The following is a 13978-nucleotide window of genomic DNA, read 5'->3' as shown; positions in this document are numbered from 1 at the left end:
ATATATGAAAATCGCGACTTACAATGTTAACGGAGTAAATGGCAGATTGCCTGTATTACTCCGTTGGCTGGAAGAAACTAAACCAGATGTTGCTTGTTTACAAGAACTTAAAGCACCAGATGAAAAATTCCCGCTTGCGGCACTTCAGGCCTTAGGATATAACGCTATTTGGCATGGACAAAAAAGTTGGAACGGTGTGGCTATTTTAGCTAAAGATAGAGAAATAAAAGAATTGCGTAGAGGTTTGCCCGGCGATGATGAAGATTTACAAAGCAGGTATATCGAAGCCATGGTGGATGATGTGGTTATTGGCTGTTTGTATTTACCCAATGGCAATCCTGCTCCAGGTCCAAAACTTGATTACAAGCTTAGTTGGTTTGAAAGATTTACAGCACATGCAGCAAAGCTTTTAGAATACAATTTGCCTGTAGTGCTTTGCGGAGATTATAATGTAATGCCAACCGAACTAGATGTTTACAAGCCCGAAAGATGGGTTGATGATGCATTGTTTCGCCCTGAAGTAAGAGCAGCTTTCCATAATTTAATCGACCAGGGTTGGACTGATGCCATTCGTAAACTCTATCCAAAAGATGTAATTTATACTTTCTGGGATTATTTTAGAAATGCCTATGGTAGGGATGCAGGCTTAAGAATCGACCATTTTCTATTGAATCCTTTACTAGAACCCAGACTTAAAGCTGCTGGTGTTGATAAACATGTAAGAGGTTGGGAGAAAACAAGCGACCATGGTCCGGTTTGGATAGAGATTGCATAACAACTTCAATGTGTAAAATTCCTGTATTCTATCTGTTACAGGGATTTTAATAGATATATAATTGCTAATTTGAGGTATCAAACCTAAAAAATATGGATACCATAAAAGACGAAAAGAAAATTACGGCTTTCCTTAAAAAAATTAAAAAAGAGTGGCCTAGTAAAATAGAGCGATTTGAATTAAAGACCGCTACCGTTATTTACGTACATTTAAAGGAAGGCATTTCAAGTATAGATTTTTTAGGTTCTTTATCCCAAAAAGTTGAGCGTTTTGTGGATTTCACCATGCCAATAATTTTGTATCATGTAGAAAGCGATGGAACAAATTTACGTTCTCATCCTATTAATTGGTATTCTTCTTTAAGCAGATAGTTTAATAGAGTTGTTATAGATAGTTTTTTTGGTATTCTATTTTACCGAGAAACTTGTAGTTCCGGAGAAAACATCTTCGCTTGATATACCTTGAACGATAATTTTAAAGTTATCAGCAATATCTCCAGTTTTAAAATTAATTATGGCTTCTCCCTCAGCATTTGTTTTAACACCTGCTTTCCAAAGTAGGGTTGATAAATACTGTATCTCTCCAGGATTATTGTTCACGCCATAAAATACTCTTTCGGCATAAATTCCGCCAATTGTTGTAACCGATTTTTTGAGTTCTGTACAGGTGGTGAAGTAATATGGTTTTACGGTAAACCAATCGCCTTTAGCACTTAAATCTGTTCTTATTACGTACCAAGTATTTGGTTTTGGCTTATATCTCTTTGTTGCTTTTTCGTAATTAAAATGGCCGGCTTCGTCTACAAAATCACCACAGTCATTTGTTCCTGGCTCACCTTTAAACGCATATATAGAACCCGAACTATTTTTTGCTTTGATAATAACATCTTGCAAATTGTAAGCATTTTCTAATCCTTTTAATTGATTATCTATACTGTTTGTTGCATTTCTTATGCTTCCAAAACCTGTACTAGCCAGGTTTTTAGCAATGTTAGAATTTAATAATAAATGTGGGTCATTAATTTCAATTGTATAACCAGCGTTATTTTTCCCACTAACAATGATGGTTAATTTTTTTCCATCACTTGCCAAAAGATTTTCTCTGCTAACTGTAAAAGAGCCATCACTTTCAGTTACGATAAAGGATATTTTATCACCGCCTAAAATGGCTAATTGAATCGCAGCTTTTAAAGGTTTATTTCCATATTTTACTTTGCCAGAAACGATAAGAGGCTTAAATTTTTTGGTGGTATCTGCATTAAGTACATCTTGCCATGTGTATTTTCGCCAGCCTTTAGTTAATAACATATCTTCAACATAATCAGGGTTATGCAAGCCATTTCCGCTTGGTTCTTGCGGAAGAGAACCTAATTCATTGTTCAAGTATATATAGTTTTCAATGTCAACACAATTACTTGTTAATCTATTTTGCTGAATAGCAGCGATGGAAAATAATCCTATAACAGGTTTACCAAGGCTATCAGTTAAATTAACTTTTACAGCCACACTGTCTTTTCGCTTATATATTTTCGAATCAACAGCAATTTTTGCCTTAACTCCACTATTGTATCTTCCAAAAAATAATCGTTCTGCAATTGGCTTTCCATCATCTAAAATTGTTAGTGTCCAAATGCCCTTTGGTAAACTGTAAAGCGGTAATTTTATGGTTTTGGTTTGTGTTGTAACCTCGTATTTAAAAAATGCATAAGCACCTTTATTATTATTAATTAGAATTTGCACAGGTTTATTTTCTTTAGAAACCATGCTAAGCCTTAACGTATCATTTACAACACCTTTAGGCAAATGTAATGCAAAGCCAACATTAAGTGCCGCAGGTAAAAAATAATTGGTATCTGCTTTAAGGTAAGTGCCAGATAAAACTTTTAAATAGTATTTGCTGCTTAATTCTGGTTTCAAGTTAAATTTACCAACACCATAACTGTTTGTTTCTATGGTGTCAATAGCAATATCATTTCGAAATAAAATTCCTTTTATACTTATTGGAATCGATTCATTGGTTTGAGCTTCCCAGGCAATTGAGTTAGGTAAATCTGCAACCAAGTTTCCACCTTCAGGAAAAAAGCGAACATTAATTTTCTTCTGTTGAATAGCTGGCAGTTTAACGTTGAGGAATTGAATTTGATTGTTAAATTTCACTTTAATTTTAAGTACTGGTTGGTGAGCATTTAAATCAGTTTCTTTAATATTGATGAGAAGTTCTTTATTTACCTCCATTAGCTTCGATGTTACGCTATTGCCAATTTTATATTCTACTAAGGGTTTAAGTTTTGCATCGCTTTGTTTGGTATTTATAATAAGCTTCGCCCTTAAATAACCATTAAAAATAGCGCTATCTATTAATACCACTGATGATGTGAAATCTTGCTGGGTAATGGTTTTAATAACAATTTTTGTAATAAATTGGCTTGTGGGTTTATTGTCTTTATCTACAATGTTTGTAGTGGCAATGAGATTATAGTTCCCTGGCGGGATGCTATCTGGCAAATCTAAACTACCTGAACTTACTGCATTGAGCATTTGAAATTTCTCAGATAAAATAACCTGGTTACTATTTTCATCGGCAATTGCTAGATTTAAAACATCATGATTTTTGAATGTTGTATCAGCGTTTACCAAATATGCACTAAACCAGATTGATTCATTATTAGTATAAATGTTCTTATCTGTATGAAGGTACAGTGGAGTAGAAGGATTAGAAAGTTTATATTGATTAATTTTTGAATCAATATAGGATGTACTAATCTGTGTTGATTGTGAGAAAGATTTGATGGATAATAAACTGATTAGTGCAATAATTAATCCTTTTAGCATATTATCAACAGCTTAAATAACACCTCAAACTAAAAAATATATAGTTTTCTAATAAAAAAATGCAGGATAAATTAATATCCTGCATTAACAAACAATCAATCAATGTATATCTACAAAAATTAATTATTGTAAGGATAAGTAATTTTATCTATACATAGAAAGTAAACCTAATTCTATTTAGGAGTAAATGTATAGTATTATCTTATTGGCTTTCTAGTGGTATATTTAGGGAATTTTGGAGCTTTCGGTGCTTCTTCTTCCGAGATTTTGATGGTTAGTGTATTGCCTTTGAAGGATTCGCCATTTAAAGCAGATATAACCTTTTGCGCATCATCTACTTTTGAAGTTTCAACAAATGCATAACCTTTGCATTTATGTGTAGCCCTATCTCTAACAACTTTTACTGTTTCGATATTGCAGTAGAGGCCAATTAGCATAGCAATATCCATTTCACTAACGTCGGGTCTTAACCCGCCTACAAAAAGCTTAATCATTAACAGGGTTGCGTTTCAGGTATAAAAAACGCAAGATAATTCATTTGTATTGATAAATCAAGACACTATTGCCAATTCAAAAATATTTTTATGAAAATTTTTTGAAGGCTAATTCAAAAATTATGTTGTGCTAAATGAATATCATATCAACAAATATTGAACCGTATATACCTGATTTTAAGTTAATAAAACTTAAAAAATACTATAACAGCTTAAAAGGGATCGGTTGTTGTAATTATCTATGCAGAATTTATAATCTTAAAAATTAAATTTATGAAACTTTACAAATCACTCCCTTTACTATTATTTTCAACGATTCTGATTTCGAGTTGTGTAAGTAATAAAAAGTACACTGAATTACAAACAACCTTTGCCAAATTGCGTGAAAGAAATCAAGAATTAAGTAATAAATATCAAGACAGTCAACGAGAACTAACAGGTGCAAACAGTAGGGTTAAAAGTCTTGAAGAACAAATTGCATCTGAAAAGGCAAACACTCTAGCTTTGCAAGATGCATTAAATAAGTGTTTAAGTTCGAGCAACCAAGGAAATGTTAATATTTCTAAATTGGTTGATGAAATCAATAGTTCTAACAAATACATTAAACAATTAATTAATGCCAAAAATAAAAGTGACTCGCTTAATATGGTGTTAACGAATAACCTGACACGTTCGTTAAGTAAAGAAGAACTTGGAGATGTTGATGTACAAGTGCTGAAAGGTGTTGTGTATATATCATTGGCTGATAATATGTTATATAAATCCGGAAGTTATGAAGTATCGGATAAAGCAGGAGAAACGTTAAGTAAAATTGCTAAAATAATTAAAGATTACGATACGTATGATGTTTTAATTGAAGGTAATACAGATAACGTTCCAATCGCTCAAACCAACATCCGTAACAACTGGGATTTAAGTGCGCTTAGAGCATCATCAGTTGTACAGGTATTGCAAACAAAATACGCAGTTGACCCTAAAAGATTGACAGCAGGTGGAAGAGGAGAATTTAATCCGATAGCTGATAATAATACGCCATCTGGTAAAACTCAAAACAGACGTACCCAAATTATAATTACACCAAAATTAGATCAGTTTATGGAACTTATAGGCAAAGCACCAGCAACAACTGATGCTCCTAAACAATAAATTGTGCTCTTAGGTGCATTTAGAAAATTAAATAAATAGTCGATTTAAATCATTAGCAAAAAAAGCTGTTTCACAAAATGTGATTCAGCTTTTTTTGCTAATTACAACATTTATATGCAGATATTCAGGGAATTTCTAGTGGTCTTTCCAATATTTAATCTGCGATTTCTATACCTTTCGTCTTTCTTTACCTATTCGTTTTGTATATTATATCTCCAGTTTTATTGTGGAACTCACAATTCGTACAATTTATTGCGTTAATTGTTTTATATATAATACATTTATTTTTCTGATAATCAATCAATTGTGGTTTCATGATGATTATTATCAACTGTTCTATGCGAATTAACATATTACAATAACCTTTTTTTAAAAAAATATATATATTTGTTCTTACCCTTTCGAGGGTATGTTTTTCATAGGTAGATGTAGGGTCGAATACTTGTATTCGGCCCTTTTTTTATTGTTTTATATATTTTTTAAAGCTTATTTTTGCTAATGTAATGGGTAAGAAAAAAATTGTTGTTGCAGTAACAGGTGCTAGTGGTTCAGTTTATGCAAAAGTTTTGTTGGATCAGCTGATAAAACTCGAAAATCAGATAGAAGCAGTAGGCGTAGTAATGAGTGATAATGCCAAAGAAGTCTGGCAATTTGAATTGGGTAATCAGGACTATAAAAACTACAATTTTACTTTTTATAGTAAAAATGATTTTAATGCGCCTTTTGCATCCGGTTCTGCAAAATATGATACGATGATAATCGTGCCCTGCTCTATGGGTACTTTAGGAAGAATTGCTCACGGTATTTCGAACGATTTAATTTCCAGAGCAGCAGATGTGGTTTTAAAAGAGCGTAGGAAGTTAATCGCTGTTGTAAGAGATACACCATTTAGCCTAATACACATTAATAACATGAAAACTGTTACCGAAGCTGGAGGAATCATTTGTCCGGCTAATCCATCGTTCTACAGTTTGCCTAAATCAATCGAAGAAGTTGCCGGAACCGTCATTAGCAGAGTTTTAGATCTGGCTGATTTCGAACAACAAAGCTATCGCTGGCAGGAAGATTAATAGAAACAGATAGTGGAAAGTATCTAATGGTTTAAAATTGACAAATTCCAAACGTACGGTTAGGGGAAATTTATCAACTGAAAGCTTATTTTGCTATCTTTGCAGGCTAAATGAAAAAGGTCGCATTTTATACATTAGGTTGTAAACTAAATTTTTCCGAAACATCAACTATTGGTCGTTTATTCACTGATGCAGGTTATGCTGTAGTAGAATTTCAGGATGCAGCTGATGTTTATGTGATTAATACATGTTCGGTAACAGACCATGCCGATAAAAAATGCCGAAAAGTTGTTAAAGAAGCTTTAAAGCATTCGCCAAATGCATACATCACCATTGTTGGATGCTATGCTCAACTTAAACCCCAGGAAATTGCTGAAATAGAAGGTGTTGATATGGTTTTAGGCGCTGCAGAAAAATTCAGGATAGTTGAGTTTATATCTGATTTAACAAAAAATCCTAAAGCAATTGTACATCAGCAAAGTATCGAGAAAGTAAATCATAATTTTATTGCATCATATTCTATTGGCGATAGAACGCGTACTTTTTTAAAAGTTCAGGATGGTTGCGATTACCCTTGTACGTATTGTACAATTCCCCTGGCTCGTGGAGCAAGCCGTAGTGATACCATCGAAAACGTGGTTTACAGAGCGAAAATGATTGCAGAAAGTGGTGTTAAAGAAATCGTTTTAACGGGAGTTAATCTCGGTGATTTTGGCATACGAAATGGCGAACGTGAAGATAAATTTTTTGATTTGGTTAAAGCCTTGGATGAAGTTGAAGGTATTGAAAGAATCCGAATATCTTCTATAGAACCAAATCTGCTGAGCAACGAAATTATATCTTTTGTAGCTACTTCCAAACGTTTCGTTCCGCATTTTCATATCCCTTTACAATCTGGTTCTGATAAAATATTAGGTTTAATGCGTCGTCGCTATCGTAGAGATTTATACGTTGAAAGGGTTGCGAAGATAAAGGAAGTTATGCCAAATTGTTGCATTGGTGTAGATGTTATTGTTGGCTTTCCCGGCGAAACAAAAGAGGATTTCTTAGATACCTATCAATTTTTAAATCAACTTGATATTTCTTACCTGCATGTATTTACATACTCAGAACGCGAATTAACTGCAGCAGCAGAGATGAATGGGGTAGTAGCTGGTAGTGTAAGAAATGAGCGCAGCAAAATGCTTCATATTTTATCAGATAAGAAACGAAGAGCTTTTTATCAATCCCAAATTGGTACCAATGGAGAAGTGCTTTTTGAGGCTGACCAAAAAATGGGTTATATGCATGGTTTCACAAAAAATTACGTGAAGGTTCGTGCCAAATATGATCCAATTATGGTTAACGAACTCAAGAATGTAAAGCTAATAGAAATGACTGCTGAAGGAGAAGTTGAGGTAGCAGAATTGGAGACATCCGCATACGCTCATTAGTGATTGGTTATTAGTTGTTAGTATCAAGTATTTAGTAGCAAGTATCAAGATTGGATTTATAGGATGACTGATGATTTTTAGTATCAAGTATCAAGTATCTAGTAGCAAGTATCAAGTTTGGATTTCAAGTATCAGATTGGATTGATAGTCTGACGGATGATTTTTAGTATCAAGTATTTAGTATCAAGTATTAAGCTTGGATTCATAGCATAAGTTTTATTCTACTCTACAATTTCTTTTTTATTCCTCATCCATCTGCCCAATAACCTCAACCATCTTCCATTTTACCTTTTACCTCAAAATATCGCTCCATAAACAACCTTTTAGTCTTTCAGCTTTCTTTACTATCTTCGCCTTAAAATATTTGTATGTTTCCTACCGTTTCGCACTTTTTAGAATATCTTTTTGGTATCAACTTACCGCTTCCCTTTAATACTTTCGGCGTTTTCGTAGCGATTGCTTTTGTGGCAGGCTATTGGGCTTTTTCTGAAGAATTAAAACGCAAAGAAGCTTTAGGTATTCTTCATCCATTTAAAAAAACGGTTACAATTGGTAAACCTGCAACAACTTCCGAATTAGTATTAAACGGACTTTTTGGATTCATCATCGGCTATAAATTAATTTATGCGTTGTTAAATTATAAGATGTTTGTAAATGATGCACAAAGTGTATTAATGTCTTCAAAGGGAAATATTATTGGCGGTATAGTATTGGCTGCTTTGTTTGCTTACTGGGATTATAAAGAAAAGGATAAATACAAGTTAGATAAACCTAAAGAAACTATTGTAACCGTTCATCCATATCAATTAATGAGTAATTTAATTGTTTGGGCTGCGATTTGGGGTTTTTTAGGCGCTAAGTTTTTTGATAATTTAGAGTATTGGGATGATTTTGTTCGACATCCGATAGAACGACTACTATCGTTTAGTGGCTTAACCTTTTACGGCGGATTAATTTGTGGAGGTGCAGCGGTACTTATCATCGCTAAAAGAAACGGAATTAAACCACTTCACATGCTTGATGTTGGCGGTCCAGGTATGATGCTGGCTTATGCAGTTGGTCGCATTGGTTGTCATTTATCTGGCGATGGCGATTGGGGTATTGTAAATCCAAATCCTAAACCATTTTCCTGGTTACCAGATTGGTTATGGTCTTATAAATATCCTAATAACGTAGTAGGAGAAGGGATTCCAATTCCTGGTTGTACATCTGGGAAATTCTGTAACGAACTGGCGCAAGGTGTTTATCCAACGCCAATTTACGAAGTAATTGTTTGCTTAATTCTTTTTGCTTTTTTATGGAGCATAAGAGATAAAATAAAGGCTCCGGGATTAATGTTCGGTATTTATATGATTTTAAATGGTGTAGAGCGTTTCTGTATCGAGTTGATTCGTGTAAATTCTAAATACCATGTTTTTGGCTTGCCGCCATTCACTCAAGCCGAAATGATTTCTACCTTTCTGGTTGTAGGTGGTATTGCACTAAGTTTTTATTCCTTACGAAATAAGAATAAATTGGCATAAATCTCGCCTCAAAAACAGCCAGAACTTTATAAGTTAATAGTTGAAAATCTATGAATTACGAATTACTTTGCAATAAAGTCATATCCATTGTTAAGCTCACCGGTAATTTTATCCGTAAAGAAGCTTTAGAATTTGATGCAAACAAGATAGAATACAAAGGATTGAATGATATGGTTTCTTATGTAGATAAAACTGCAGAACAAATGCTCGTTCAAAACTTAGAAAATTTAATACCTAATGCAGGATTTATTACAGAGGAAAAGACAATTAACAGAGTTGGAAAAACCTACACCTGGATAATTGACCCATTGGATGGAACCACTAATTTCATCCATGGCATACCCGCTTACGGCATTAGTGTTGCTCTTTATGAGGATGGATTGCCTACTTTAGGTGTTGTTTATGAACTCAACAGAGGAGAAGTTTTTTATTCATATAAAGGAGGTAAGGCTTTTTTAAACAAGAAAGAAATTCAGGTTTCTAAAAATCCAGATTTGAAATCAAGCTTATTGGCTACGGGTTTTCCTTATTATCAGTTTGACAAGCAAGCGCAATACTTGAAGTTGTTAGAAGAGATGATGCAAAAAAGCCACGGTGTACGTAGAATTGGGGCAGCAGCAATCGACTTAGTTTATACAGCCTGTGGTCGTTTTGATGCTTTTTTCGAATATAATTTACAACAATGGGATTTTGCTGCAGGTTGTTATATTGTACAGCAAGCAGGGGGAGAAGTTTTTGATTTTTCTGGCGGAGGCGATTACTTTACTAAAAGAGAAATACTGGCTACAAACGGGAAGATAACAGCCGAATTGTTGGAAGCCATCAAAAGATATTTTTAATAGTTATGCTCTCTAAAAAATAAAGCTCCCAAATTTTTAAATTTGGGAGCTTTATTTTTGTAATTATGATATGTTTACAAAGCTTCTGAAACAACATCAGTAACTTCTGGAACCATTCTTTGTAATAAATTTTGAATGCCTGACTTCAGCGTAATTGTAGAAGAAGGGCAACCACTGCATGAGCCACGTAATTCTACCGTTACAACGCCTTCATCAAAAGATTTATATGTTATTGCACCACCATCTTGTTCTACTGCTGGGCGAACATAATCGTGCAAAATTTGCTGAATTTTAATCTCCGTTTCCGAACCTTCGAAAGCTGGAGCTTCTTCGGCAGTTGCTTCTTTAATTTTTAGCTCACATTCTACAGCACCTTTAACAAATTCTTTCAAAATTGCTTCAATATCTGCCCATTCTGCATCGTCTGTTTTGGTTACGGTTACAAAATTACTGGCAAAAAATACACCTGAAACAAAATTAAATTTAAATAACTCCTTAGCAAATGGTGAAACTTCTGCACTTTCTTTCGTTGCAAAATCCTCACTTCCATTAATCAATAACTTGTTCACCATAAATTTCATGGTGGCCGGGTTAGGCGTTTGTTCTGTATATACGTTAATCGTCATGTCTTAATCAATTAGAATGTGTAAAATTAACAAATACTGCTTAATAATGCTTTCAAGTGCTGTCTGTTTAGCGTCAATTTAATTTTACTAAAAAACGCCTGTGTAATTAAAAGGGGTGATGCTTCTTAATTGAGTTTTAACAACTTCAGACACATCTAAACCTTCAATAAACTCAGCGATACTGTTGGCATTTATTTTAGAGTTTGTTCGTGTTAATTCTTTTAAAGCTTCGTAAGGATTTGGATAATTTTCTCTTCGTAAAACTGTTTGAATGGCTTCAGCAACTACTGCCCAATTATCATCCAAATCGGCATGTAAGGCTTGCTCATTTAAAATAATTTTATTTAAACCACGCAGAGTAGAATTTATGGCAATTAGCGTGTGAGCTAAAGGAACACCTACATTTCTTAAAACGGTAGAATCTGTTAAGTCTCTTTGCAAACGGGAAATAGGCAATTTGGCCGCAAAGAATTCGAACAAAGCATTTGCTATTCCGGCATTGCCTTCAGCATTTTCGAAATCAATCGGATTTACTTTGTGTGGCATAGCCGATGAACCGATTTCGCCAGCCTTAATTTTTTGCTTAAAATAATTTTTAGAGATGTATGTCCAAATATCTCTATCCAAATCGATAATGATGTTGTTAATTCTTTTTAATGCATCACATTGGGCAGCAAATTGGTCGTAATGTTCTATTTGCGTTGTGTGTTGTGCTCTAGATAATCCCAAAGTTTCATTTACAAACTGATTGGAAAATTGAACCCAATTTACCTGAGGATAGGCGATGTGATGGGCATTAAAATTTCCGGTTGCGCCACCAAATTTTGCACTATTTGGTATTTGATTCAAACTGTTTAATTGAATGCTCAAACGCTCTGCAAAAACTAAAAATTCTTTACCTAATTTAGTTGGCGATGCGGGTTGGCCATGTGTAAATGCCAACATCGGTATATCTGCCCATTCGTTTGCAAGAGCTTTAATTTTATCAATAAGCACTTCTAAAGCTGGGTAATAACTTTCATTAAGTGCTAGTTTTATAGAGTATGGAATGGCGGTATTATTAATATCCTGAGATGTTAAACCGAAGTGAATAAATTCTTTAAACGCTGATAGTGATAAGGAGTCGAATTTACTTTTGATAAAATATTCTACTGCTTTAACATCATGGTTGGTTACCTTTTCTGTTTCTTTTATTTCAAGCGCATCAGCTTCCGAAAAATTTTTATGAATATTTCTTAATTCTGCGTAATGATTTTTATCAAAGTTTTCTAAACCGGGCAGGTTAATTTCGCATAAGGCAATAAAATATTCAATTTCTACGAAAACACGATATTTGATTAAAGCCTCTTCAGAGAAATAAGCAGCTAAATTCTCGGTTGTTTTTCTGTAGCGTCCATCAACTGGTGAAATGGCTTGTAGTGAGGTTAAATTCATTATGCGGATTATATTTTTGCCGCAAATTTACTACAATTGGTGGATTATTGTTGAAATGAAAGTTTCTTTTAAATAAAAAAGGCTCCGGAAAATTCCGAAGCCTTTTTTAAACGAAAACTGAAACTACATTTTTACAGTAGTATCTTTCGCCATTGTGTCTTTCATCATTGTGTCTTTCATCATGGTATCAGTCATTGATGTGTCCATTGCCGATGAATCAGTCGTTGTAGAATCAGCACCTGCAGCCTTTTTTTCTGAACAAGCAGCTACTGATAGTGATAAAGCTAAAGCTAAAAAGCCTAATTTAAATGAATTTTTCATTTTGGATGATTTTTTATTTGTTTGTGGTTAAATTGTTGATTATTAATACAATTATAGTAAAAATGAATCTAATAATCATAAAAAAAAGACCTTGGAAATAAATTCCAAGGTCTTTTCTTATAATTTAAAGCAAAAATTAGTTTTTTACTTCAGTTTTTTCAGTTGTAGCTTTAACTGTAGTGTCTTTAACTGTAGAATCTTTAACAACTGTATCAACAGAAGTTGTATCAGTAACGATAGTAGAAGAATCAGTTAAAGTTGTGTCAGCGCCATCAGCTTTTTTTTCTGAGTTACAAGCAGCTACTGATAAAGATAAAGCTAAAGCTAAAAAGCCTAATTTGAATGCATTTTTCATATTCGAATTTTTTTTTGTTTTAAGTTATTAATTATACCTTAATACCGTAATTATAAAAAGGTAACCCAAAAAAATAAAAATAAAAAAAATAGGCTTTGAATTATTCCAAAGCCTATTTTTTTATGAGTAAAATTAAACTAGTGTTTAACTTCAGTTTTTTCAGTAGTAACTTTTACTGAAGTATCTTTTACAGTAGAATCTTTAACCATAGTATCTGTAGCAGTTGTATCAGTAACGATAGCAGAAGAATCAGTTAAAGTAGTATCAGCACCGTCAGCTTTTTTTTCTGAATTACAAGCTGCAACTGATAAAGATAAAGCTAAAGCTAAAAAGCCTAATTTGAATGCATTTTTCATGTTTGATTTTTTTTAAGTATTAATTAATTTACTGTTAATGCCGCAAAGGTAAAAAGGTAACCCGATTATTTTAAAAAAAATAAAAATATATTTCTTGCCATTTGGGTTACTGTTGTAATGTGGATAGTATTAAGGTATAGTTAGTAGCTATAAATATTTTTTTTATCTAATATTGGGTTACTATTTACAGAAAAAAGTATTAATTGGTGAATAACGGTTTAAAGAGTTCAGTTCCAACAGATAGAGAGGTTATTTTAGGTATTCTAAATAACTCCGGCGATACACTTAATAAGTTATATAAGGCGCACTTTGCAATGATATTGCAATTTATCCTGAATAATAATGGCAATGAAGATGACGCAAAAGATGTTTATCAGGAAGCAATTATCATTTTATATAACAAAGTTAAAGAAGGTAATTTTGAACTAAGTAGTAAGCTTAAAACATATATTTATTCGGTTTGCCGTCGTATTTGGTTAAAAAAATTAACTCAAAACAGTAAAAAGACTGGTAACATTACCGATTATGAGGATGTGTTTGTTGTTGAAGAGGATGTAGAACATCATGAAGAAAAAGATGCCGCCTTTGTTAAAATGCAATCGGCATTGGAACATTTAGGCGAACCGTGTAAAACCATTATTCAGGATTTTTACATAAATAATTTATCCATGCAGGATATTTGCGAGAAGTTTGGCTATACCAATACGGATAACGCAAAAACACAAAAATATAAGTGCCTGCAGCGATTAAAGAAAATATTTTTTCAACATTAATA

General features: G+C 33.3%; 15 protein-coding genes. 8 read left to right on the top strand and 7 right to left on the bottom strand.

What is annotated here, in order from left to right; all coding sequences use genetic code 11:
• The first annotated feature begins 4 nt into the window (after positions 1–4).
• The gene (gene xth / locus D7004_RS02555) at positions 5–775 is read left to right on the top strand and encodes an exodeoxyribonuclease III (protein WP_123204303.1); all 771 of its coding nucleotides are present in this window, start codon (positions 5–7) and stop codon (positions 773–775) included.
• 92 nt (positions 776–867) lie between these two features.
• Positions 868–1146: a hypothetical protein gene (locus D7004_RS02550; RefSeq protein ID WP_123204302.1), complete on the top strand. Its 279-nt coding sequence runs from the start codon at positions 868–870 to the stop codon at positions 1144–1146.
• Positions 1147–1182: 36 nt separating this feature from the next.
• Here the strand turns inward: D7004_RS02550 and D7004_RS02545 are convergent, their stop codons facing one another.
• Together D7004_RS02545 and D7004_RS02540 are read right to left on the bottom strand one after the other, a co-directional pair.
• Positions 1183–3606 (bottom strand): hypothetical protein, encoded by a 2424-nt coding sequence (locus tag D7004_RS02545; protein ID WP_123204301.1) that lies wholly within the window; start codon positions 3604–3606, stop codon positions 1183–1185.
• Between the two features lie 197 nt (positions 3607–3803).
• A complete protein-coding gene (locus tag D7004_RS02540) occupies positions 3804–4100 on the bottom strand; it encodes an RNA recognition motif domain-containing protein (RefSeq protein ID WP_123204300.1) in 297 nt (98 codons plus the stop codon).
• A 273-nt stretch (positions 4101–4373) separates the two neighbouring features.
• On the opposite strand from D7004_RS02540, the gene D7004_RS02535 reads away from it, so the two are divergent.
• From D7004_RS02535 to D7004_RS02515, 5 genes are all read left to right on the top strand, one after another.
• Entirely contained in the window at positions 4374–5246 is an 873-nt protein-coding gene (locus D7004_RS02535) for an OmpA family protein (RefSeq protein WP_123204299.1), read from the top strand.
• Between the two features lie 503 nt (positions 5247–5749).
• Positions 5750–6316 carry a UbiX family flavin prenyltransferase gene (locus tag D7004_RS02530; RefSeq protein WP_123204298.1) on the top strand — a complete coding sequence of 189 codons (567 nt, stop codon included), beginning with the start codon at positions 5750–5752 and terminating at the stop codon, positions 6314–6316.
• Positions 6317–6426: 110 nt separating this feature from the next.
• On the top strand, positions 6427–7749 hold the full coding sequence (gene mtaB, locus D7004_RS02525) for a tRNA (N(6)-L-threonylcarbamoyladenosine(37)-C(2))-methylthiotransferase MtaB (protein ID WP_123204297.1): 1323 nt from the start codon (positions 6427–6429) through the stop codon (positions 7747–7749).
• Between the two features lie 368 nt (positions 7750–8117).
• Positions 8118–9272 (top strand): prolipoprotein diacylglyceryl transferase, encoded by a 1155-nt coding sequence (locus D7004_RS02520; protein ID WP_123204296.1) that lies wholly within the window; start codon positions 8118–8120, stop codon positions 9270–9272.
• A gap of 50 nt (positions 9273–9322) precedes the next feature.
• Positions 9323–10111, top strand: coding sequence for an inositol monophosphatase family protein (locus D7004_RS02515; protein ID WP_123204295.1), 789 nt, complete (start codon positions 9323–9325; stop codon positions 10109–10111).
• A 74-nt stretch (positions 10112–10185) separates the two neighbouring features.
• Here D7004_RS02515 and D7004_RS02510 read toward each other — a convergent pair whose 3' ends face one another.
• From D7004_RS02510 to D7004_RS02490, 5 genes are all read right to left on the bottom strand, one after another.
• Positions 10186–10737 carry a NifU family protein gene (locus D7004_RS02510; protein WP_123204294.1) on the bottom strand — a complete coding sequence of 184 codons (552 nt, stop codon included), beginning with the start codon at positions 10735–10737 and terminating at the stop codon, positions 10186–10188.
• 87 nt (positions 10738–10824) lie between these two features.
• Positions 10825–12171: an adenylosuccinate lyase gene (gene purB / locus D7004_RS02505; RefSeq protein ID WP_123204293.1), complete on the bottom strand. Its 1347-nt coding sequence runs from the start codon at positions 12169–12171 to the stop codon at positions 10825–10827.
• Positions 12172–12294: 123 nt separating this feature from the next.
• The gene (locus tag D7004_RS02500; RefSeq protein ID WP_123204292.1) at positions 12295–12492 is read right to left on the bottom strand and encodes a hypothetical protein; all 198 of its coding nucleotides are present in this window, start codon (positions 12490–12492) and stop codon (positions 12295–12297) included.
• A 136-nt stretch (positions 12493–12628) separates the two neighbouring features.
• Positions 12629–12847, bottom strand: coding sequence for a hypothetical protein (locus D7004_RS02495; RefSeq protein WP_123204291.1), 219 nt, complete (start codon positions 12845–12847; stop codon positions 12629–12631).
• Positions 12848–12984: 137 nt separating this feature from the next.
• The gene (locus D7004_RS02490; RefSeq protein WP_123204290.1) at positions 12985–13203 is read right to left on the bottom strand and encodes a hypothetical protein; all 219 of its coding nucleotides are present in this window, start codon (positions 13201–13203) and stop codon (positions 12985–12987) included.
• A gap of 206 nt (positions 13204–13409) precedes the next feature.
• On the opposite strand from D7004_RS02490, the gene D7004_RS02485 reads away from it, so the two are divergent.
• A complete protein-coding gene (locus tag D7004_RS02485; RefSeq protein WP_123204289.1) occupies positions 13410–13976 on the top strand; it encodes an RNA polymerase sigma factor in 567 nt (188 codons plus the stop codon).
• The last annotated feature ends 2 nt before the right edge of the window (positions 13977–13978 follow it).

It is taken from the genome of Pedobacter jejuensis (assembly GCF_003725795.1).
Lineage (GTDB): Bacteria > Bacteroidota > Bacteroidia > Sphingobacteriales > Sphingobacteriaceae > Pedobacter > Pedobacter jejuensis.
The sequence above is the reverse complement of the archived record's forward strand: the minus strand, read 5'-3'. Positions and strand labels throughout refer to the sequence as shown.